Raw genomic sequence first — 19,745 nt, 5'->3', positions numbered from 1 at the left:
CTCCGCAGCCACCCACGTCTTCTCACCCTTCAAGCCGGAAAGGCGAACCCCCATGACCGACCAGCTCCTGTTCAACCCGCGCACCTACGACCCCGCGCACTTCGACGCCGAGACCCGCAGGCTGCTGCGCGCCACCGTCGACTGGTTCGAGGAGCGCGGCAAGCGCAAGCTGATCGAGGACTACCGCTCCCGCGCCTGGCTGGCGGACTTCCTCGCGTTCTCCGCGAAGGAGGGGCTGTTCGCGACCTTCCTCACCCCGGCCTCCGCCGCCGACGGGAACGAGGACAAGCGCTGGGACACCGCCCGCATCGCCGCCCTCAACGAGATCTTCGGCTTCTACGGGCTCGACTACTGGTACGCGTGGCAGGTCACCATCCTCGGCCTCGGACCGGTCTGGCAGAGCGACAACGCCGCCGCCCGTGCCCGTGCCGCCGAACTCCTCGCCCAGGGCGAGGTGTTCGCCTTCGGCCTGTCCGAGAAGTCCCACGGCGCCGACATCTACTCCACCGACATGCTGCTGGAGCCCGACGGCGACGGCGGTTTCCGGGCGAGCGGCTCCAAGCACTACATAGGCAACGGCAACGCCGCCGGCCTCGTCTCCGTCTTCGGCCGCCGCACCGACGTCGAGGGCCCCGACGGCTACGTCTTCTTCGCCGCCGACAGCCGCCACGAGGCGTACCACCTCGTGAAGAACGTCGTCGACTCCTCGAAGTACGTCAGCGAGTTCCGCCTGGAGAACTACCCGGTCGCCGCCGAGGACGTCCTGCACACCGGCCGCGCCGCGTTCGACGCCGCGCTCAACACCGTCAACGTCGGCAAGTTCAACCTCTGCACCGGCGCGATCGGCATCTGCGAGCACGCGATGTACGAGGCCGTCACCCACGCGCACAACCGCATCCTCTACGGCCGTCCCGTCACCGCCTTCCCGCACGTGCGCCGCGAGCTGACCGACGCCTACGTCCGCCTCGTCGGGATGAAGCTGTTCAGCGACCGCGCCGTCGACTACTTCCGCTCCGCCGGCCCCGACGACCGCCGCTACCTCCTCTTCAACCCCATGACGAAGATGAAGGTGACCACGGAGGGCGAGAAGGTCATCGACCTGATGTGGGACGTCATCGCAGCCAAGGGCTTCGAGAAGGACACCTACTTCGCCCAGGCCGCCACCGAGATCCGGGGCCTGCCGAAGCTGGAGGGCACGGTCCACGTCAACCTCGCGCTGATCCTCAAGTTCATGGGCAACCACCTGCTGAACCCCGCCGAGTACGCGCCCGTGCCGACCCGCCTCGACGCGGCCGACGACGACTTCCTCTTCCGCCAGGGCCCGGCCCGCGGCCTCGGCGCCATCCGCTTCCACGACTGGCGCACCGCCTACGACGCGTTCGCCGCCGTGCCCAACGTCGCGCGCTTCCGCGAGCAGGCGGACGCCCTGTGCGCGTTCGTCACCACCGCCGCCCCCGACGAGGAGCAGAGTCGCGACCTCGACCTCCTCCTCGCCGTCGGCCAGCTGTTCGCGCTCGTCGTGCACGGCCAGCTGATCCTGGAGCAGGCCCGCCTGACCGGCCTCGACGAGGACGTGCTGGACGAGCTGTTCGCCGTCCTGGTCCGCGACTTCTCCGCGCACGCCGTCGAGCTCCACGGCAAGGACTCCGCCACCGAGGACCAGCAGCGCTGGGCCCTCGGCGCCGTCCGCCGCCCGGTCGTCGACGAGGCCCGCTCGGCACGCGTCTGGGAGCGCGTCGAGGCGCTCTCGGGGGCGTACGAGATGGCGCCGTAACCCGGAATGACGATGCCGGCCCGCCACCGCGCGGGCCGGCGTCCAGCCCCCACGGGGGAACTCCCGTCGCCTCACACATGCCTTAATCAATGGCCCGGCAGCCACATCCCGGACATGATCCCGGCATGACCTCACAGACAATCACCGCAGCCGCATCGGGTACCTGGACGCTGGGCGACTTGGCGGTCAACCGGATCGGATTCGGGGCCATGCGCCTGCCGCAGACCGGCGAGGCGTTCGCGGCCGACGCCGCTCCGCGCGACCGCGGCCAGGCGATCGGCGTGCTGCGCCGCGCCGTCGAGCTCGGCGTGAACCACATCGACACCGCGGCGTTCTACTTCTCGCCCCTGCGCTCCGCCAACGAACTGATCAACCGGGCGCTGGCCCCCTACCCGGACGATCTCGTGATCACCACCAAGGTCGGGCCGGGCCGCGGCCCGTCGGGCGCGTGGCTGCCCCACGCCACCCCGGAGCAGCTGCGCGGCCAGGTCGAGGAGAACCTGCGCCAGCTCGGCCGTGACCACCTCGACGTGGTGAACCTCCGCATCGTCGGCACCGATTCCATCGCCGAGCGTTTCGGCGCACTGGCCCGGCTGCGCGAAGCCGGACTCATCCGCCACCTCGGTCTCTCCAATGTCACCCCCGAACACCTCGCCGAGGCCCAGGCCATCGCGCCGGTGGTCTGCGTACAGAACCAGTACGGGATCGGGGTGCGGCCCGAGCATGACGAGTTCGTGCGTGCCTGTGGTGAGCAGGGCGTCGCGTTCGTGCCGTTCTACGCGATCGCCGGCGCCGGGCGGGAGGCGGGCGCGAGCGGCGCCGACAGCGACGCGGTGCTCGCCGTCGGGCGGGCGCACGGGGCGAGCGCGGCGCAGGTACGGCTGGCCTGGACGCTGCACCAGGGGCCGCACGTGCTGGCCATCCCCGGAACCGGCGACCCGGATCACCTGGAGGCGAACGTGGCCGCCGGCACACTGCGCCTTTCCGAGGACGAACTGGCCGTCCTGGACTCCCTCCACCGGGACGGAGCGGGAGCGACCACCTCGTGACGCCGGCCTCTCGCGTTTGATCGGTCGAATGACCGATGTGCGCGGCCCCCGGCAGGGCGCACAGTGTTCTCGGCCGCCGCGGATCCCCTCCCGCGGCGGCCGCACTGACAGTCCGAGAGGAAGGCATCGCCTTGCCCGCCACCCCGGCAGACCTCGTATTCGTAGGCGGCTCGGTCCTGACCGTCGACTCCCGCTTCACCACCGCCTCCGCCCTGGCGGTCACCGACGGCCTCATCAGCGCGGTCGGGGAGCGGGCGGAGGTCATGGCGCACGCCGGCCCCGGGACCCGGGTCGTCGACCTCAAGGGCGGAACGCTCCTGCCCGGCATCAACGACGCGCACCTGCACGGCTGTGCCCTGGGGCTGATCCGGCCGCCGCTGTCGGTCGACGTCGCCCACCCCGCCGTACGGTCGATAGCCGACGTGGCCGAGGCCGTGGGGAAGGCGGCCGCGCGGACGCCGGCGGGGGAGTGGATCACCGGGCACGGGTGGGACGCGGGCTACCTCGCCGAATGCGTCGCCGACCCCTCCCGGCTGCCCACCCGCCAGGACCTCGACGCCGTCAGCCCGGACCACCCCGTCCTGCTGTACTCCGCCACCGGACACTCCACCTGGGTCAACTCCGCGGCGCTCGCACGGTCCGGAGTGGACCGCGACACCCCGGTCCCGCCCGGGGCGGTCATCGTCACCGACGTGGCGGGAGAGCCCACCGGCCTCCTCCAGGAGGGCGCACAGGACCTCGTCCACCGGGCCCTGCCCGCCCTCTCCCCACAGGTGAGGGCCGAAGCGATCAGGGCCACCCTGCGCACCCTGGCCCGGCTCGGCATCACCAGCTACACCGAGCCCGGCCTCGGCCCGGGCGGTGACGCCCTGATGCGCGGAGCCCTCGCCCACAGCACCCTCGACGTCTACCGGCGCCTGCTGGCCGACGGCGAACTCACGGCACGGGTCAGCGTGCTGCTCCTGCCCTCCGGCATGACGAGCACGGCCGAGGACTTCGTACAGGCACTGGCCGCCATGGACGAGCCCCCGTCCGCCGACCCCCGCCGCCTCCACATCATCGGGGTCAAGCTGTTCGCCGACGGCATCCCGGTCAACAAGACCGCCTGGATGCACGAGCCGTACGTCGGCGGCGGCTGCGGCTCCCTGTGCGTCGGCGGCGACACCGACGAGGAGCGCGTCGCCCAGATCGCGGAGATGATCCGGTACACGCATGCCGCCGGATACCAGGCCGGTGTCCACGTCACCGGCGACCGGGCCATCGACACGGTCGTCGACGCCTTCGCCGCCGCAGACGCCGCACACCCCCGGCCGGATGCCCGGCACTACGTCATCCACGGCGACTTCCTCACCGCCCGCAGCATGCGCACCCTGGCCCGGCACGGCTTCGGCGTCAACATGAACCCCACCATCAAGTGGACCGTCGCCGACCTCGAGGAGGAGTTCGTCGGCCCGCAGCGCGCCGCGTACGAGTGGCCCTACCGGGACGCGATCGACGCCGGCGTGACCGTCACCAGCGGATCCGACGCGCCCGTCACCCTCCCCGACTGGCGGCAGGGCGTCTCCACGATGATGCTGCGCGAATCCAAGGCCGGCGGCCGCGTCAGCGGCCCCGACCAGCGCATCCGCCTCGCCGAGGCGATCCGCACCTACACCGTCGACGCGGCCTGGCAGGACTTCGCCGAGGAGTGGAAGGGCTCGCTGGAAGTGGGCAAGGTCGCCGACCTGTGCGTGCTCGGGGGAGACCTGCTGACCGCCGACCCGCACGACATCCCCGGCATGCCGGTCGTCTTCACCGCGGTCGGCGGCGACATCGTGCACGACGACCTCACCATTTGACCCTTCGGACACCTGATGATCATGCTGAACGGATGACAGTGAAGCAGAGCACGACGGACGTGCTGAGCGCCGCCCTGCACGTACGGGAGACCGCGCGCCGAGCCGTAGGAGGCACCGGCGGCGCGGACTCCGTCCTGACGGCACTGTCCGAGCTGATCGACTACGACCACGCGTCGCTGTCCCGGTGGGACCCGCTGCGCCGCCGCCACCTCACGATGGCCGGCAGCTACCCGGCCGGCGCCACCCGGTACATCGAGAACCGCCTGCACGACGACCCCGGCTTCTCCCTCATCCGCGACTCGGCCGACACCACGCGCTGGTGGCACGACGTCCCCGGCCCGGTGCGGCGGACCTCCACCGGGTTCCACGAGGTCCTTCAGCCCCTGGGCGTCGAGGACGGCGTGGCCCAGTGCCTGTTCGCCGCGGACGGCCGGTACGTGGGCGTCCTCAACGTGAGCACCACCCGGGCACGGTGCGACGAGCCGGCCGTCCGGGCCGTGATGACCCTGCTCGGCGAGTGCCTCGCGGCCGTCACCGACCCGCTGCTCGGGCCCCGCTCCTCCGGCGGACCCGCCGGACCCGGCGACGCCGTCGGCGGTTCCTGCGCCATGCTCGTACCGGAGGACGGGGACGCCGCCCCGGTCGTGGTGAGCGGCGAGCCACTGCCCGGTCTCACCGAGGCCGGCTCCCCGCTGGCGGCCCTGCTGCGGCGGGCGGCCGCCCGGCAGGGCGCACCGGCCACCGTGCTGGTGCCGTACCGGCAGCGGACGCTCGAACTGCGCCTGACCCGCCAGGACGCCGGGACGGTCGTGGTGTGCCGCACCGTCGCCCGCCCCTCGGCCCTCTCCCCGCGGGAGCTGGAAGTACTGGCGGAACTCACCCAGGGGCGCACCAACCGGGAGATCGCCGACCGCCTCTACCTCAGCCCGCGCACGGTCGCCACCCACATCGAGCACATCCTCGCCAAACTCGACGTCCCCAACCGCGCGGCCGCGGCGGGCCGGGCCGTCGCCTGGGGCCTCGAACCGGCGTCCTGACCGGGGGAGGGCGTACACCCGGTGGAGTACGCCTCACGTCGCATCGGACGCCCAACATCCCCGAGATTCATCGGGGTTGACGCTCCCTCCCGGAGGAGGGGGCGAGCTGTACCTGCGGGGGACGCCCGGGCGGGGCCGGGCTGCGAGGCTGTTTCCGCAGCGGGCCGGTGGGACGACCCCGGCCCTGGGAGGGGACAGAGATGAACGACAGCCGGCCAACGGCTCGGCGCGGGCGTCGTGCGGTCGTGCGGGCGACCGCGGCCGCTCTCGCCGGAGCGACCGTTCTCGCAATCGCGCCCATGGCGTCGGCCGCCCCGGCCCCGTCGACGCCGGTCTCGGACGGTCGTCACCAGCCCGTCGACCTGGGGGAGGACCTCAGAGCACTGGTCGACCGGGCCGGAGCGTCGGCCGCGCTCGCCGAACTCCGCGACCGCGGCCGTATCACATGGCGGGGAGCGGCCGGAAAAGCCGACCTCGCGACCGGGGCACGGGCCCGCGCCGACGGCAGGTTCAGGATCGGCAGCGTCACCAAGACCTTCGCCTCCGTGGTGACGCTCCAACTGGCCGCCGAGAAGAAGGTCCGGCTGGACGACCCGATCGAACGGTACCTGCCCGGCGTCGTACCCAACGGCGCCGAGATCACCGTGCGGCAACTGCTCAACCACACCAGCGGCATCTTCAACTACACCGACGACCCGCAATTCGCCCTCGACGACGAGGCGAGCCTGCGCCGCTTCCTGGCGGAAGGGCGGTGGAAGAACTACACCCAGCGGCAGGTGGTCGACGTCGCCAACAGGCACGACCCGTACTTCCCGCCCGGCCGGGGCTGGAAGTACTCCAACACCAACTACATCCTCGTCGGGATGCTGATCGAGAAGGTTTCCGGCAGCACCTGGCAGCGCGAAGTGGAACGACGCGTCATCCGCCCGCTGCGCCTGGACGACACCAGCATGCCCACGACCTCGACGCGCATCCCCGGCCCGCACGCCAAGGGATACTTTCCCTTGCCGGAAGGCCCGGCCGACGTCAGCCGGATCAACACCACCGTCGCCGGCACGGCCGGTGCGGGCATCTCGTCCACCGACGACCTCAACCGCTTCTACGCCGCCCTCTTCGGCGGCCGGCTCCTGCCGGCGGCCCAGCTGGCCGAGCTGAAGAAGACCGTCCCCGCCCCCGACCTGGGCGCCGGCGCCTCCTACGGGCTCGGCGTGATCCGCTACGACACGGCCTGCGGCCCGGTGTGGGGCCACCTCGGCGGCATCGCCGGGTATTCGACCGTACTGCTCGGCAACGAGAACGGCAGCCGCAGCCTGGCGTTGTCGTCCAACCCCTACGGGGAAGACACATCAGGGGGCGCGGTGCTCGAACGCCTGCTGGACAAGGCCCTCTGCGGGACAGCCGCCAAGCCGGCGAAGGGCGCGGAACGGAAGCTGCCGCTCGGCGCCGGGCTCAACACTCTGCGCTGAGACCGTGCGGATGACGACGGGGCGCCGGCGCCGGGACGGTTGCGTTCCGCCCACCGGACCGCCGGGCCCATCGCACAGCCGGCGCCCAGGAAGAGCCCGCCGAGCAGAAGCCAGCCCGGCACGCCCCACGTCATCAGGAGCGCGGTGACCAGCAGCGGTCCGAGTGTGCGCGCCACGGCGACGCCGGTGCCGAAGAAGCCCTGGTACTGGCCGATCTGGTGGGGCGGGGCCAGGTCGAAGCCGATCTGCCAGGAACCGGCTGATTGCTTCATCTCGCCCACGACCTGGAGCGTCGCGCCGGCGATGAGGACCGCCACAGCGGCCCAGGCCGGGAGGCGGGCGGCCGACACCGCGAAGACGGCGCACGAGACGAGGAGGAGGACACCCGCGCGGCGTACCGTGCGTGAGGCCGAGCCCAGATCCGTGACCGCGTGCGCGGTACGCACCTGAAAGAGCATCACGGCGACGGTGTTGAGTACGAAGAGCGCCGAGGACAGCCAGGTCAGTCCGGGAAAGCGGGAGGCGGTCCACAGGGGTATCGCAAGGCTGAGCAACGGCAGCCGCAGCAACAGGACCGTGTTGAGGAGCGTGACCACGGCGTACGGCCGGTCGCGCAGCACGGCGAGCCGGGGCTCGTCGTCCGTCCGCCTGTGGGTGGCCCGCACCGTGGGCAGCCGCAGCAGGATCAGGGCGCCGGCGAGGAAGCAGAGCGCGTCGAGGGCGAAGACGGCGAGGAAGGCCGCGCGGGTTCCGTCGCTCAGGGCCAGTCCGCCCAGCGCCGCGCCCACGGCCAGACCCGCGTTGAGGGTCGACTGCATGTGGGCGAGGACTCCGGTGCGGTCGGCCGGCTCGACGAGTCCGGCCAGGAGCGCCTGGCGGACTGCCGCGAGGCCCGACTGGGCGGTGGAGTACAGACAGGACACGATCAGGAACGGCACGAACGAGCGGACGACGAGGAAGGACGCGACGACCACCGCGGTGGCCAGGGTGAGCAGCACCGCCGTGGCGCGCGGTCCACGCCGGTCGGCGAGATGCCCCAGCGGCACGCCGGCCAGGGAACCGACGGCCCACGCCGCCGTCAGGCCGAGGCCGAGGTGAGTGGGCGGCAGGCCGACGACCTGGGTGAAGTACAGCGCCGAGCACGTGTAGTACATGCCGTCGCCGATGGAGTTGCTCAACTGGGCGGCGGCGAGAGCGCGCGGCGCCCCTGCGGGCGGCATGATCCGTGTCGACATGGAACTCCCCTGGGCCGAGCCGCCCAGGAGCCGCTCACCGTCTTGACCAGATCACTCTAGGCAGCGAACGGCCCAGTGATCCGGGCCAATCAGGCCTCATGACAGTGGGCCACTTCGAGGGAGGCCGCAGCGCTGCGTAGCGTGGACGGAGCGCGACCGAGCAGGCTGCGGGCCGTGCGCGTGAGATGGGCCTGGTCGGAGAAGCCGGCGTCGGCAGCGGCCGCGGCCACCGTCGCGTCGGGGAGGGCGGCGAAGGCCGTACGCAGCCGTCCCCACTGGCGCAGCCGTGCGAGCGGGATGCCCACGGAGGCATGGACCAACGCGCGAAGCCGTGGTGCCGAGAGTCCGACATCGGTGGCGATGGAGTCGAGGGAGGGGCCGGGCCCAGGGCCCGGGTGCGTGGCCGTTCTCAGGGCATGGGCCACCCGTGGGTCGAGGGGGAGCGCGGCGCCGGTGAAGGCGGTGAGTTCGGCGAGTTCGGTGTGGGCAGCGGTCAGGTCCGGCGCGCTGCCGGGGCCGTCGACGCCGGTGGTGCCCAGGGCGTCGAGGAGGCGCCGCACGGCGGTGGCATCGAGCGGTACCGGCTCCCCCGGTGCCCCGCGCAGGAGCCAAGGGTCGATGAAGAGGGCGGCGTAGGGGGAGGTCGTCACGCAGGTGTGGGCGAGCTGGGGAGGCACGATCAGCCCGGCCGCCGCGAGCGGGTTCCGCCCGTCCAGCCCGATCTCGGCATGGCCGCCGACCGGCAGAACGACCTTCCACGCGGGGTGGAGGTGACGGGTGACGCGGAACGCACCGGACTCGGCGAACATCGTCGCCTCGGTGCCGGTGGCGAAGACCAGCCGGCGATCGTTTCGTTCAAGCGCCCAGGCGCGTGTGGAGTGGATCATCGCGCCATGCACGCTATCGCCGCCATCGCGCTTGCGGTATTCCTCATCGCTGTCGGGATCGCGCACTTCCTGATCCCGGACCACTTCCGTGCGCTGGTACCGCAGTGGCTCGGTCAGGCCGACCCCTGGGTGGCCGCCACCGGAGCAGCGGAGATCTTCGTGGGCGCGCTCGTCCTCATGCCGTGGGGCCGGTCGGCCGGAGGGTGGGCCGCCGCCGTGCTCATCACCGCGTATCTGGTCTCCCACGTCGACGCCTTGTGGCACGCCCGGTCCGATCGGCCCGGCGTGCTGGAGCGCCCGCTCGGCGCGGTGGCGCGGCTGCTGGTCAACGTCCTCTACATCGGCTGGGCGGCAGCGGTGGCACTGACCGCACCCTGACGCCGCTCTTCTCCGCTTCTCTCCGACGAAATCTCTCCGTATCTCTCCGTATCTCTCCATACGAGGCACAACATGAGCCATCACATAGTGGTCGTGGGCGCCGGTTACGCCGGCCTCACCGCCGCCAGGCGCACAGCCCGACGGCTGCGCCGCACAGATGTCACCGTCACACTCGTCAACGCCACCGACCAGTTCGTCGAACGGGTCCGGCTCCACCAACTCGCCGCCGGACAGGACGCGAGAGACCTGCCGCTGCCCGACCTCCTGAGGGGAACACGCGTCGAGCTGCTGGTCGCCCGGGTGACCGCGATCGACCCTGCCACCCGCACCGTGCGGATCGATCGTGCGCCCCACGCGATCGCCTACGACTCGCTGGTCTACGCCCTGGGGAGCCACACCCGCGTCGAGGACCTGCCGGAAGCGGCCGAGCACGTCCATACGATCGACGGCATCGGGCAAGCGATGCGACTACGGCGGCGGGTGGCCCGTATCGCCTCCGGTGGGACCCTCGCGGTGGTCGGGGGTGGCCTGACCGGGCTTGAGGCGGCCGCCGAGCTGGCCGAGACCTACCCCGAGCTGCGGGTGAGGCTGTTCACCGGCTCCGACACAGGAGGCGGGCTGTCACCCCGGGCCCAGCGGCACCTGCGGCGCTCGCTGGACAGGCTGCGGATCACCGTTCACCCGCACACCGTCGTGGCGGAAGTGCACCAGAACGCGTTGGTGACCGGTGACGGCGCGCCCTTCGCCACCGACGCCGTCCTATGGGCCGCCGGTTTCCGGGCGCCCGCTCTCGCGCGAGAGGCCGGCTTCGCCACGGACGACCTCGGCCGGATGAAGGTCGACCACAGCCTGCGTTCGCTCTCCCATCCCGAGGTGTACGCGATCGGGGACGCCGCCGCCGGGTACGCGACCGACGGCGCCGTCACCCGCATGTCCTGCCAGACGGCACTGCTCATGGGCCGCCGGGTGGCCGACGTCGTCGCCGGCCGGTTGACGGGCGACCGTGAGCCCGAGCCCGTACGGATCACCTATGCCTTCACCAACATCAGCCTCGGCCGCCGCGACGGCATCGTCCAGTTCACCCGAGCCGACGACAGTCCGCGCAACGCGTTACTGACCGGACGGGCTGCGGCGGTCTTCAAGGAAGGCGTCATCCGCAGCACGATTCCGACGATGCGGGGTATTCGCCCCTCTGCCTCTGCGCGGCAGGCGTAGGGCGCTGCCGCGTTACCGTCGGCGTCATGGAGAGACGGTCAGGCGCTGTGTGCCGCGCCGGCCTCGGCGAAGCCCGTCAGCAGGGCTTCGACCGCGAAGTGGAACCGCCGTGCGTCGTCCGTGCCCGCCCCGGTGCCGGCGGCCTCGACGACGAGCGGGTAGCGCCCGGCGTCCAGCCCGCCGAGCCATGAGGGGGAGCCGGCGGCGTCGGCCGGGGGAGCGGCGGCCTCGGCGGCGGTGTGGCCGACCACGAAGAGGGACAGGGCGTTGAGGGCGTCGACGGCCGTGCCGAGCGCGAAACCCGCCGACGTCAGGGCCTTCAGGCACCGCTCCACGGCGTCCAGCGTCGCCGGCGTCACCGCCGGGCGGCCCGTCACCAGGGGCAGCACGCCGGGGTGACGCAGCAGGGCCTCGCGCAGGGAGGTGGCGTACGTTCGCAGCAGCGTCCGCCAGTGCGCGTCCTCGTCCGCGAGGGGCAGGGCTTCGGCGAAGATCCGCTCCACGAGGGCGTCCAACAGTGCCTCCTTGTTGGGCACATGGTGGTAGAGGGTCATCGCCTCCACGCCCAGCTCGGTGCCCAGCCGGCGCATCGTCAGCGCCGTTCGTCCCTCGCGATCGACCAGGTCCAGGGCCGCGTCGATGACACGGTCCCTGGTCAGGCCTGCGCGCTCGCCTCGTGTCCGCTTCTTCGCGACCATGCCGGATCCACCCGCCCTTGACTTTTCTTACGCCGTAAGGCGATCCTATCCCGCGTCAGAAACTTACGACGTAAGAATGAGTGGGCAGGCGGACATGGGGACGAGCATGGCGAGCGACAACAAGAAGGCCGTCGAAGGCTTCTTCCGGGCGGTCAACGAGCGGCGCACCGCCGACTTCGGGCGGTACATGGCGGCCGATGTCATCGATCACAACAAGATCATTCACGGCGAGGCCGACGAGCCCGGTGCCGCCTTCGACGGCTTCCGGCAGCAGCTCGAGGCGTTCGGCGAGGCGAAGATGACCCCGCGCCGGCTCATAGCCGAGGGCGACACGGTGGTGGCCCACATCCTGGCCACCGGCACCCACACCGGCCACCACCCCCGGATGCCGGAGCCCACGCACCGCTCGTTCGAGGTGGAGCAGATCTGGATCTTCACCCTGCGGGCGGGAAAGATCGCCGAGATCCGGGCGGTCAGCGACCGGCTCGGCATGTTCCTGCAACTGGGATGGGACTGGCCGAGCGAGTCCTGAGTCACCGCCTCTCGTCGTGATGCCACCGTGAGGCGCGGACCCGGCGTCCTGAAAAGGACGTTGTCTGTCATCTGTATTGCGCCACGCGGCTTGAAAGTGCACCATCGCAAGGGCATCCCCTCACGTTTTCCCGGGCGTTGCTCCACTCTCCTGCCTCGCCGACGGTACCGGGCCCGTACAGGCCGCCGGCCTGTGGGTGGCCGTCGGAGCAGGGGCTGTGCTCGGGCTCGTTCTGACGGCCTTCGACGGTCTGACGGACCTGTTCTTCGCCCCCGACGTGCATGCGCATCCCACCACCGCACCGACTTCGTCCGCCCCGCGGAAGGATCCCCGATGAGCGTCTGGGCCGCCTTCACCATCGTCCTGTCCGTAGTGCGGCGGCGACCACGGCCGGGGCCGCCGAGGACCCAGGACCACGTACGCACTCATTCCCTGATCTGGGGGTCTGACGCGATCCCGGCGCGCGGTACGGAGGGGAAATGGACGACCTGGAGAACATCAGGCCTCGGGGACCGGTCGGCCGATTTGATCGCGGAGTGCGAAGCGCCGGACGAACCACGCGAAGCCGTAGGGGAGTGACGCGGCCAGCTGCTCGCGTCGGCGCCAGGCACCCCGCTCCTCGAGCATGAGCAGTGCCTCGCGGATGTGGTCCGGGAACTCCAGTGCGTGGAGCCGCACCATCTCCAGGATCATCGATTCGGGCAGATGAGCCGTGCCGAAACGCAGGCAGTTGTGGACCATCGCGGTGCGGGCCGAGCCGAGAAACGCGGTGACCTCCTCCCTGGGCTTGAAGCGGTGGCTGATCTCGATGTCGGTGGTGTGCACGATCTCCGCACCGGAGCGCCATGCCCGGACGCTGAATTCGGGTTCGAAGCCGCTGTAGTGGACCATCCCCTCGTCGTAGCCGCCGAGGAGCTCGAAGAGTGTCCGTTCGATGACGGTCCCGGCGGAGGAGGCGACGTGGACATGGGGGGTGGGTCCGGGAGGGCTCGTGTTCCAGTGGGTGCCCATGTGCGGGATCACGAGGCGGCAGCCGTAGCCGTGCCAGGCCGATGCCTGGTCCCGGATGGTGACGGACAGGATCCGCCGCGGTGCGATGAGCTTGCGGGCCACGCTGTCCCAGCCGTCGGAGAAGCGTGTGTGCGCGTCCGTGACGAAGAGCAGCCGGCCACTGGCGTGCCGGGCGGCCAGATTGCGTGCGGCGCCCACTCCGAGGTGCCGGCTGGAGCGGATGATTCGTACCCGGCGCCGGTCCGCGCCGGCGGTGACCCTCGGCCGCCCCGCAGGTGAGGAACAGTCGTCCACGACGACGATCTCGATGTCGTCGGGCACGGTGGCGGCGCCCAGGGCCGAGGCCACGGTGGCCCCGACCCGGTCGCCTTCGTCCCGCGCGGGTAGCACCACGCTGATCCCAGGCGAGCTCGATGTCACAGGCCGATGCCGTGGGTGTGGGTGATGGTGATGGGGATGGTGATCGTGAAGTACTCGCCCGTCGGCTGGGGGCTCAGGTGCTCCGCCTGGGCCAGCCGGACGCGTTCGGCGGAGGTCAGGCCGAATCGGTCGGCCAGGGCCTGGGGGTCGTCGCGCAGTTCGCTCAGGGTCGCGGGGTCCTCGGCCGCGGACAGCATGATCTGCTGGAGTTTCGTACTCATTACCGATCTCCTTCTTGCCATGGGTCGGATGTGACTTGCGTTGAAGAGTCCGGCACTTCCCCGGCGGCCGGTGCCGGACCGGGGTGCCAGCGGACGGTCGGCGGCAGCCTGTCGGCGTGGGCCTTGACGCGGTCGGCGTGCGGCAGGAGGTCGCCGATCATTCGCCGCAGTTCCTCGTCGATGGGCGCCGAGGGTTTGAAGCCCAGTGCGCGCAGGTTCTCGCTGTCCGGGCTGTAGTGGTGCGCTTCCGCCTCGCTGCGCGGATTGTCGACGGTGGCGATGTGCGCGGTGATCCCCAATGAGTCGGCGGCGTCCCGTACGAGTTCGGCGAGCTGTTTGATGGACAGGACGTCGCGCAGCTGGTTGAAGACCCGGTACTCGCCGGGAGTGGGCGGGTGCTCCAGGGCGAGGGTGAGGCACTGCATCGAATCAGCCAGCGACAGCAGCGCGCGGCTCTGGGTGCCGCTTCCGTACGGGGTGATGGGGTGTCCGATCACTGCCTGGCAGCAGAACCGGTTCACGGCGGTGCCGAACGCCTCGTCGAAGTCCAGTCGGCTGTTGAGCCGTGGATCGGCCGGCGGGCACCAGCTGCCGTAGACGATGCCCTGCATGACGTCGGTGGCGCCGAGCCCCCACAGCCGACAGGCGAAAGCGACGTTGTGGGAGTCGAAGACCTTGCTCCAGTGGTACCAGGAGCCCGCTTGCCGGGGAAAGGGGAGCCGGTCCCGCCGACCACGGAACTCGACCTCGAAGAAGCCCTCCGGGATGTCCACATCGGGCGTGCCGTACTCACCCATGGTGCCGAGCTTGACCAGATGGGCGTCGGGGCAGTGCTCACGCATCGCGAACAGCAGGCTCAAGGTGCCCGAGACATTGTTGCGCTGTACGAAATCGGCGTGCCGGAAATCGATCATCGAGTACGGGGCAGAGGGACACTCGGCGAGCTGCACCACGGCATCCGGCGCGAAGTCGGCCAGCGCCCGGCCCAATGCGGAGTGGTCCCGCAGATTCAGGGCGTGGAAGGGCAGTGAGGAGCCGGAGAGCTCACGGTAGGCAGTCAGTCGCTCATCGACTGGGGCGATCGGAATGGCGCTGACCGATCCCCGCTCCGCGACCCAGTTACGCCGCAGCAGGGCGTCGGCGCCGGCGATGACATGGCCTCGTGCGGAAAGATGCTGGGCCAGTGGCCAGCCGAGATATCCGTCGACTCCCGCGATGAATACGCGCACAGCGTCGGCACCCCCTCATCCCTCCCGGAGGCGGACCACGGTTGCGTGGCTTCTCCTCCCAAGAGAACACAGGCGGGTGATCCATGGCGATATTCCACCTCATCGCGTGAATTACGGAATATTCGGTCACGATTAGGCGAGTTTTATGCTAAAGGGTCCTGTCGAGCCAGGTGACGTTTCCCAACTGCGCGCAACCGTTGCCTGTACCGAGGCGAGCATGATCGTCGCCGGGCTCCGGCCGGGCGACCGGGTGACGAACCTGCTGTCCGCCGGCGAAGCCCTCTACGCCGACCAGCGGACTCTGCTCACCGAGGCGTACCCCCATGCCGAGCCGCGCCCGTTCGCCTACGTCACCGCCGACGTCGGGATCCTCGCCACCCCGGTCCCCGACCAGGACGACCCACGGCTGTACCAGACCAACTCACCCACACCATCCTCGGGATCGCCGACCCCGACACCGGTCGGCCGTTGTCCGAGCTCGGCCGCACCGGGCGGATCCTGGCCACCAACCTCCTGCGTCGGCTCATGCCCGTCATCCGCTACCCCGTCGGCGACCTCGCCCGATTGGCCGACCCCCGCCGCGGACATCTGCGCAAGAACGCGGTGATCGACCTGGAGGAGTCCATGGCGTGGCACGGCGGCCAGCGCATAGTGGGCAGACAGACGGGGACCGCGGAGAACGGCCGGCTGAAGTCCTCGCCGACCGGCCTGATCATGGTGATGCTTCCCCTGCTGGTGGCGGTGTGCTGGGTGGCGATGGCCGGGGTGATCATCGCCATGTGACGGGGCCCGGGAGGCGCGGCCGGACCTGTCGGGCCACGGCTCGGGCCAACGACGCGCTCCCCCGATCCCGGTGACCGTCGACGCCAAGGACAGCAGCAACGCGCCCAGCACCCCGACAGCACCGCACAGCCGCACCTCCCGCCGCCCGTCGTATCGGCGGACATAGCGCATGGTGGCCGCGGCGAAGGCCAGGCCGCCGGCGATGAACCACGGCCCCCACAGACAGAGATACCAACGGGTCAGCCCGGCGAGGTCGGGTGCCACAGAGCGCGCCCCGGCCTCGACCAGCACCCCGTGGACGACGAAGAGACCTCCGTGCCAGATGAGAAGGGCCGCTGCGCCGCCACCGCAGAACACCAGCAGACGGCTGGTCCACGTGCCGCGGCGGCGTAGCAGGCCGATCCCGATCAGCGCCCCGAAGAGCTTCAGGAAGCCGGTCACCCACAACACGGCCAGGAACCAGGGCACCCGGTCCTGAGCGAGCTTCATCAGCGACGGAGCCACCGTCGACCGCGCCCCGAGAGTGCCGCCCATCGCCCAGACGAAACTGGGCACCGCAAACAGGAGCCCCCAAGCCGCAACGGCGAACCCGGGCCACTGGCCCAGGCGCACACGGCGCGTCCGACGGAGGAGCGGACGCACCGCGCCGTCCCAAGAGTGGTTGATCGCCATGCCTCCACCCTGGCCGGATCCCGACCACGGGGCGTCATCCGGACGGAGGATCCACCTCCCCCATGGGAGCTACCCGTTCTCCGCCGGTGGGTGAGGTGTCCGTCGTGAGGCGCGGATAGGTCGCCGCCACCGCCCATGCGAAGATCCACTCGCAGTGTGTCCCGTTTCAACCGTGGAAGGTGACCATGTACGCGATATCCCTGGGCGACGACGGCGCGGAGCTCCGGCCGCTCGAGCCCTGGCAGGCCGAGGAGTTCCTGGCCCACATCGACCGGGGCCGGGAGTTCATCGGGCAGCACAACGCACTGCCCGACGTCGTCGCGGACCTGGAGTCGAGCCGGGCCTTCCTCCAGGCCTACGCGCAGAGGGCCGCGACCGACACCGGGCGGCTCTACGGCATCCGGACGGACGGCACACTGGTCGGCGCGGTCTTCTTCCGGAGGATGGACGTCGAGCAGGGCACCGCGGAGGCGGGCTGCTGGCTGGAGCCGTCGGCCGTGGGCAAGGGGCTGGTGACCCGGGCCGTGCGTGTGATCATCGACTGGGCGATCCGGGAGCGGGGCATCCACCGCGTGGAGTGGTGGGTCTCGGCGACCAACGAGCCCAGCATCGCGGTGGCCCGGCGGCTCGGGATGTCGAAGGACGGCGTGCTGCGGCAGAGCTACCTGTACCGCGGAAAGCGGCACGACGAGGAGATCTGGTCGGTGCTCGCCCCGGACTGGCGGGCGGACGAGCAGGCGGTCTGAACCTTTCGGCCGCGGGTTTCCGTCCGATATCCGGTTCGGATATTCGGTGGGGTGGCCACCGGCCTTGCGTCATGATCGGTGCTTATGACGCTCGTCCTGCCACCCCGGCTCACCGCATCGGCGGAGACAGGACGCCGCCGCCTTCGGCGCGGAGCTGCTGGCCGGTTGCGGTCACACGCTGCCGACCGCCATCGTCGTCGACGTGGGAACGATCGACGGACGCTGGGCGGTGATCGAGGCCAACGCCGCCTGGGCCAGCGGCATGTACACCGCCGACCCGCAGCGCGCCCTCGACGTCATCCTCCGGGCCACCGGTCCGGCCGGCGCCGTCACCGACCGGAACCGCCCGTACCTCCGCGCTCCCGCCCGCCCCCTGCCACAGCCCGCGGCCCCGTAGCGACCGCGTAATCGGCCAAGGTCCTGCCGGCCGTCCATCCCTGACGTTCCGCCTTGGACACATCGAGCACGACGCTGTGCGCCAGTTGGTCGACGGCGTACCGGGTCAGCGGAGGTTCGACGCGCGGCCGCAGCCGGGACAGCGCCTCCGCCGCCGTCGCCGCGGAGTGGGCCACGGGCAGGGGGAGGTGGCCGATCCGGGCCCGTACGCCATGGGCGCGCAGGACGGTTCGTATCGCCGCGTCGCGGCGGTACGGCACAGGGTCGGCGATGTTGTAGGCGCCCGGTGCCCAACGGGCAGCGGCAAGGCAGGCGTCGGTGAGGTTCTCGACGGCCGTCAGGCTCAGGGGGACGTCGCGGCCCGGCAGCAGGAGGAGGCCTGCGCGGACGCGGGCCAGCAGCCGGGGCACCAGGTGGGGGTCCCCGGCACCGTAGACCGCGCGCGGTCGCAGGACCACCGCACCGGCCGCCAGCGCCAGGGCCTCGCCTGCCGCCTTCGTACGACCGTACGCGTTCAACTGCCCCCGCACCGGATGGTCCTCGGCGATCCGGGACCGTCCGGGGCCCGGCGCGTAGACGCTGGCACTGCTCACCCAGACCACCGGTCGCCCGGCGGCCGCCTCGAGGAGGCGTGCGGTGCCGTCGACGTTCACCGCGTGCATCGCCGCCTCCGCCGGTGAACCGGGAACCGGGTCGCCGACCGCCGCCGCGCAGTGGACGACGACGTCGGCGCCGGTGAGATCGGGCACGGCGGTCGACGCGTCCCAGGGGATGTGCCGGCCGACGGGGCCCGGGCGTCGTCCCACGCACAGCACGTTCGCCCCTCGTGCGGCGGCGGTGGCGGCGACGTGGGAGCCGCAGAAACCGCTGGCTCCGGTGACGGCGATCGTGGTCATCGGTGCTCCGTCGGTGCCTGGGCGTGCGCCGCCCGGACGGTCAGGGACCGCCAGCCGGGCAGCGCCGCCCGCCGGTCCACCCGGGCCCGTACGACGGACGGGCGGTGAAGGGCAAGCGCGGCCAGGGCGTCGTCGAGCTGCGCGCGGGCCAGCCGTGCGCCCGGACAGGCATGCGTACCGGCCCCGAAGACGAGTTGTGCCACGGCCGGTGGTGCCGGGTGGTGGGCGTCCGGGGCGTCGCTGTGCGCCCGCGCGGCGTGGCGGGCCACCAGGATCAGCCGGTCGCCGGCCCGTACGGGGCAGCCGTCGAGGTCGGCGTCGGCGGCGGCCACGCGCGGCAGCAGCGGGGAAGGGGCGGTGACCCGCAGCAACTCGGTGACCAGGGCGGGCCGCAGACGGTCGGCGGCCGCCTGCTCCCACAGCCCGGCGTCCGCGCACCAGGCGACGGCGCGCGGCAGGGCGGCGACGGTGGTGTTGACGGCGGCGACGGCGAGCATGGCCCGAAGCCCGGCGTCCGCGTTCCCGGCCGCACCGGAGCCGGAGCCGGAGCCGGCCGGAGCGAGCAGTTCCTCCAGCCGCGCCGTCGCGGCGGCCGCCGCCCGGGCGGTTCCCGGCCGCCGCGGCCCGGGCAGATGGTCGCGTACGGCCGCGGCCGCTGCCTCGGCCGCGGCTTCCGCGACGGTCAGCGGGTCGGCGGCGACGCCCAGCAGGGCGCAGACGGTCGCCCCGGCCAGCTCACGGGCCAGCGGCACCAGATCGACGGTGCGGCCGGTGTCGAGTGGGGCGAGGTGGCGCACGAGTACGTCCTGCCACACCGGGCGCAGCCGTTCCACGCCGGCCGCACCGAAATCCCCCGCGAGGGAGCGGCGGGTGTCGCGGTGACCGGTGCCCTCCTGGTCGAACAGCAGCGTGCCACCGGACAGTTCGCGGGCCGCGCCGCCCGTGGTGCCGGGGGCGGTGCGGTCCAGCGGGATCCGGGTCAGGGCGTACCGGTACTCCTCGGCGCCGTGCACCAGCACCGCGCGGCCGAGCCGGGCCACCGGCCCGCGGCGGCCCGCGGCGAGCAGGGCGAACAGCAGCGGGTGGGAGCGGGTGTACACACGCCGGTCGCGACGGCGTGCCGTGCGGCTTGCGCGGTCGGTGGCAGGGCTGGCCACGGGACATGCACCATCCGTTCGCCGGCTCGGGACGTCCGAGGACTTCCGGCGCTGGTTGAGCGGGACGTCGTCTGCGGGTCGGCGCTGCGGTGGTACGCGCGGCGC

General features: G+C 71.7%; 17 protein-coding genes and 3 pseudogenes. 11 read left to right on the top strand and 9 right to left on the bottom strand.

What is annotated here, in order from left to right; translation table 11 throughout:
* The first annotated feature begins 52 nt into the window (after positions 1–52).
* From ACIGXW_RS14050 to ACIGXW_RS14030, 5 genes and pseudogenes are all read left to right on the top strand, one after another.
* Positions 53–1,774 carry an acyl-CoA dehydrogenase family protein gene (locus ACIGXW_RS14050; protein ID WP_399573040.1) on the top strand — a complete coding sequence of 574 codons (1,722 nt, stop codon included), beginning with the start codon at positions 53–55 and terminating at the stop codon, positions 1,772–1,774.
* Between the two features lie 125 nt (positions 1,775–1,899).
* Positions 1,900–2,823 carry an oxidoreductase gene (locus ACIGXW_RS14045; protein WP_399573038.1) on the top strand — a complete coding sequence of 308 codons (924 nt, stop codon included), beginning with the start codon at positions 1,900–1,902 and terminating at the stop codon, positions 2,821–2,823.
* Positions 2,824–2,954: 131 nt separating this feature from the next.
* Positions 2,955–4,661 carry an amidohydrolase gene (locus tag ACIGXW_RS14040; RefSeq protein WP_399573036.1) on the top strand — a complete coding sequence of 569 codons (1,707 nt, stop codon included), beginning with the start codon at positions 2,955–2,957 and terminating at the stop codon, positions 4,659–4,661.
* Between the two features lie 32 nt (positions 4,662–4,693).
* The gene (locus ACIGXW_RS14035) at positions 4,694–5,698 is read left to right on the top strand and encodes a response regulator transcription factor (RefSeq protein ID WP_399573034.1); all 1,005 of its coding nucleotides are present in this window, start codon (positions 4,694–4,696) and stop codon (positions 5,696–5,698) included.
* Positions 5,699–5,898: 200 nt separating this feature from the next.
* Positions 5,899–6,972, top strand: a pseudogene (locus ACIGXW_RS14030) (serine hydrolase domain-containing protein); the annotation flags it as partial.
* A 56-nt stretch (positions 6,973–7,028) separates the two neighbouring features.
* Here the strand turns inward: ACIGXW_RS14030 and ACIGXW_RS14025 are convergent.
* Positions 7,029–8,399 (bottom strand): MFS transporter, encoded by a 1,371-nt coding sequence (locus ACIGXW_RS14025; RefSeq protein WP_399573032.1) that lies wholly within the window; start codon positions 8,397–8,399, stop codon positions 7,029–7,031.
* 89 nt (positions 8,400–8,488) lie between these two features.
* Positions 8,489–9,286, bottom strand: a complete 798-nt coding sequence (locus ACIGXW_RS14020; protein ID WP_399573030.1) for a helix-turn-helix domain-containing protein — start codon at positions 9,284–9,286, stop codon at positions 8,489–8,491.
* Positions 9,287–9,292: 6 nt separating this feature from the next.
* Between ACIGXW_RS14020 and ACIGXW_RS14015 the strand changes: the two genes are divergently transcribed.
* Together ACIGXW_RS14015 and ACIGXW_RS14010 are read left to right on the top strand one after the other, a co-directional pair.
* The gene (locus tag ACIGXW_RS14015) at positions 9,293–9,664 is read left to right on the top strand and encodes a hypothetical protein (protein WP_399573027.1); all 372 of its coding nucleotides are present in this window, start codon (positions 9,293–9,295) and stop codon (positions 9,662–9,664) included.
* 72 nt (positions 9,665–9,736) lie between these two features.
* Positions 9,737–10,879, top strand: coding sequence for an NAD(P)/FAD-dependent oxidoreductase (locus ACIGXW_RS14010; RefSeq protein ID WP_399573025.1), 1,143 nt, complete (start codon positions 9,737–9,739; stop codon positions 10,877–10,879).
* 38 nt (positions 10,880–10,917) lie between these two features.
* On the opposite strand, the gene ACIGXW_RS14005 is transcribed toward ACIGXW_RS14010, so the two are convergent.
* Complete coding sequence (locus tag ACIGXW_RS14005; protein ID WP_399573022.1) at positions 10,918–11,577, bottom strand: TetR/AcrR family transcriptional regulator C-terminal domain-containing protein; 660 nt, start codon at positions 11,575–11,577, stop codon at positions 10,918–10,920.
* Positions 11,578–11,653: 76 nt separating this feature from the next.
* Here ACIGXW_RS14005 and ACIGXW_RS14000 point away from each other — a divergent pair, with 76 nt between their 5' ends.
* Positions 11,654–12,109, top strand: coding sequence for an ester cyclase (locus ACIGXW_RS14000; RefSeq protein WP_399573020.1), 456 nt, complete (start codon positions 11,654–11,656; stop codon positions 12,107–12,109).
* Positions 12,110–12,607: 498 nt separating this feature from the next.
* Here ACIGXW_RS14000 and ACIGXW_RS13995 read toward each other — a convergent pair whose 3' ends face one another.
* From ACIGXW_RS13995 to ACIGXW_RS13985, 3 genes are read right to left on the bottom strand one after another with little or no spacing between them, the layout of a single operon-like run.
* Positions 12,608–13,513 (bottom strand): glycosyltransferase, encoded by a 906-nt coding sequence (locus ACIGXW_RS13995; protein ID WP_177338731.1) that lies wholly within the window; start codon positions 13,511–13,513, stop codon positions 12,608–12,610.
* Between the two features lie 23 nt (positions 13,514–13,536).
* On the bottom strand, positions 13,537–13,761 hold the full coding sequence (locus ACIGXW_RS13990; RefSeq protein WP_399573018.1) for a hypothetical protein: 225 nt from the start codon (positions 13,759–13,761) through the stop codon (positions 13,537–13,539).
* Complete coding sequence (locus ACIGXW_RS13985) at positions 13,761–14,990, bottom strand: NAD-dependent epimerase/dehydratase family protein (protein WP_399573016.1); 1,230 nt, start codon at positions 14,988–14,990, stop codon at positions 13,761–13,763. Before ACIGXW_RS13985 ends, ACIGXW_RS13990 begins: the two co-directional genes overlap by 1 nt.
* A gap of 468 nt (positions 14,991–15,458) precedes the next feature.
* Here ACIGXW_RS13985 and ACIGXW_RS13980 point away from each other — a divergent pair, with 468 nt between their 5' ends.
* A complete protein-coding gene (locus tag ACIGXW_RS13980; protein WP_399573521.1) occupies positions 15,459–15,773 on the top strand; it encodes a hypothetical protein in 315 nt (104 codons plus the stop codon).
* A 195-nt stretch (positions 15,774–15,968) separates the two neighbouring features.
* On the opposite strand, the pseudogene ACIGXW_RS13975 reads toward ACIGXW_RS13980, so the two are convergent.
* Positions 15,969–16,445: pseudogene (locus tag ACIGXW_RS13975) on the bottom strand (DUF3995 domain-containing protein); the annotation flags it as partial.
* A gap of 185 nt (positions 16,446–16,630) precedes the next feature.
* Here ACIGXW_RS13975 and ACIGXW_RS13970 point away from each other — a divergent pair.
* Together ACIGXW_RS13970 and ACIGXW_RS13965 are read left to right on the top strand one after the other, a co-directional pair.
* Positions 16,631–17,191 (top strand): GNAT family N-acetyltransferase, encoded by a 561-nt coding sequence (locus tag ACIGXW_RS13970; protein WP_399573014.1) that lies wholly within the window; start codon positions 16,631–16,633, stop codon positions 17,189–17,191.
* Between the two features lie 112 nt (positions 17,192–17,303).
* Positions 17,304–17,588, top strand: a pseudogene (locus ACIGXW_RS13965) (ATP-grasp domain-containing protein); the annotation flags it as partial.
* Here the strand turns inward: ACIGXW_RS13965 and ACIGXW_RS13960 are convergent.
* Together ACIGXW_RS13960 and ACIGXW_RS13955 are read right to left on the bottom strand one after the other, a co-directional pair.
* Positions 17,521–18,483: an NAD-dependent epimerase/dehydratase family protein gene (locus ACIGXW_RS13960; RefSeq protein ID WP_399573011.1), complete on the bottom strand. Its 963-nt coding sequence runs from the start codon at positions 18,481–18,483 to the stop codon at positions 17,521–17,523. The pseudogene ACIGXW_RS13965 and the gene ACIGXW_RS13960 overlap by 68 nt on opposite strands.
* Positions 18,480–19,640, bottom strand: a complete 1,161-nt coding sequence (locus ACIGXW_RS13955) for a cytochrome P450 (RefSeq protein WP_399573009.1) — start codon at positions 19,638–19,640, stop codon at positions 18,480–18,482. The genes ACIGXW_RS13960 and ACIGXW_RS13955 overlap by 4 nt, the downstream gene beginning before the upstream one ends.
* Positions 19,641–19,745: the final 105 nt, after the last annotated feature.

This window comes from Streptomyces sp. NPDC053079, assembly GCF_044546695.1.
Classification (GTDB): Bacteria; Actinomycetota; Actinomycetes; order Streptomycetales; family Streptomycetaceae; genus Streptomyces.
This window is presented reverse-complemented; position numbering and strand designations above follow the sequence as displayed.

What these genes read in the sequence shown, in the direction of transcription:
- ACIGXW_RS14050 (WP_399573040.1), top strand. Translation starts at nt 53, where the DNA reads ATGACCGACCAGCTCCTGTTCAACCCGCGCACCTACGACCCCGCGCAC.
- ACIGXW_RS14045 (WP_399573038.1), top strand. Translation starts at nt 1,900, where the DNA reads ATGACCTCACAGACAATCACCGCAGCCGCATCGGGTACCTGGACGCTG.
- ACIGXW_RS14035 (WP_399573034.1), top strand. Translation starts at nt 4,694, where the DNA reads ATGACAGTGAAGCAGAGCACGACGGACGTGCTGAGCGCCGCCCTGCAC.
- ACIGXW_RS14025 (WP_399573032.1), bottom strand. Translation starts at nt 8,399, where the DNA reads ATGTCGACACGGATCATGCCGCCCGCAGGGGCGCCGCGCGCTCTCGCC.
- ACIGXW_RS14020 (WP_399573030.1), bottom strand. Translation starts at nt 9,286, where the DNA reads ATGATCCACTCCACACGCGCCTGGGCGCTTGAACGAAACGATCGCCGG.
- ACIGXW_RS14015 (WP_399573027.1), top strand. Translation starts at nt 9,293, where the DNA reads ATGCACGCTATCGCCGCCATCGCGCTTGCGGTATTCCTCATCGCTGTC.
- ACIGXW_RS14010 (WP_399573025.1), top strand. Translation starts at nt 9,737, where the DNA reads ATGAGCCATCACATAGTGGTCGTGGGCGCCGGTTACGCCGGCCTCACC.
- ACIGXW_RS14005 (WP_399573022.1), bottom strand. Translation starts at nt 11,577, where the DNA reads ATGGTCGCGAAGAAGCGGACACGAGGCGAGCGCGCAGGCCTGACCAGG.
- ACIGXW_RS14000 (WP_399573020.1), top strand. Translation starts at nt 11,654, where the DNA reads ATGAGTGGGCAGGCGGACATGGGGACGAGCATGGCGAGCGACAACAAG.
- ACIGXW_RS13990 (WP_399573018.1), bottom strand. Translation starts at nt 13,761, where the DNA reads ATGAGTACGAAACTCCAGCAGATCATGCTGTCCGCGGCCGAGGACCCC.
- ACIGXW_RS13970 (WP_399573014.1), top strand. Translation starts at nt 16,631, where the DNA reads ATGTACGCGATATCCCTGGGCGACGACGGCGCGGAGCTCCGGCCGCTC.
- ACIGXW_RS13960 (WP_399573011.1), bottom strand. Translation starts at nt 18,483, where the DNA reads ATGACCACGATCGCCGTCACCGGAGCCAGCGGTTTCTGCGGCTCCCAC.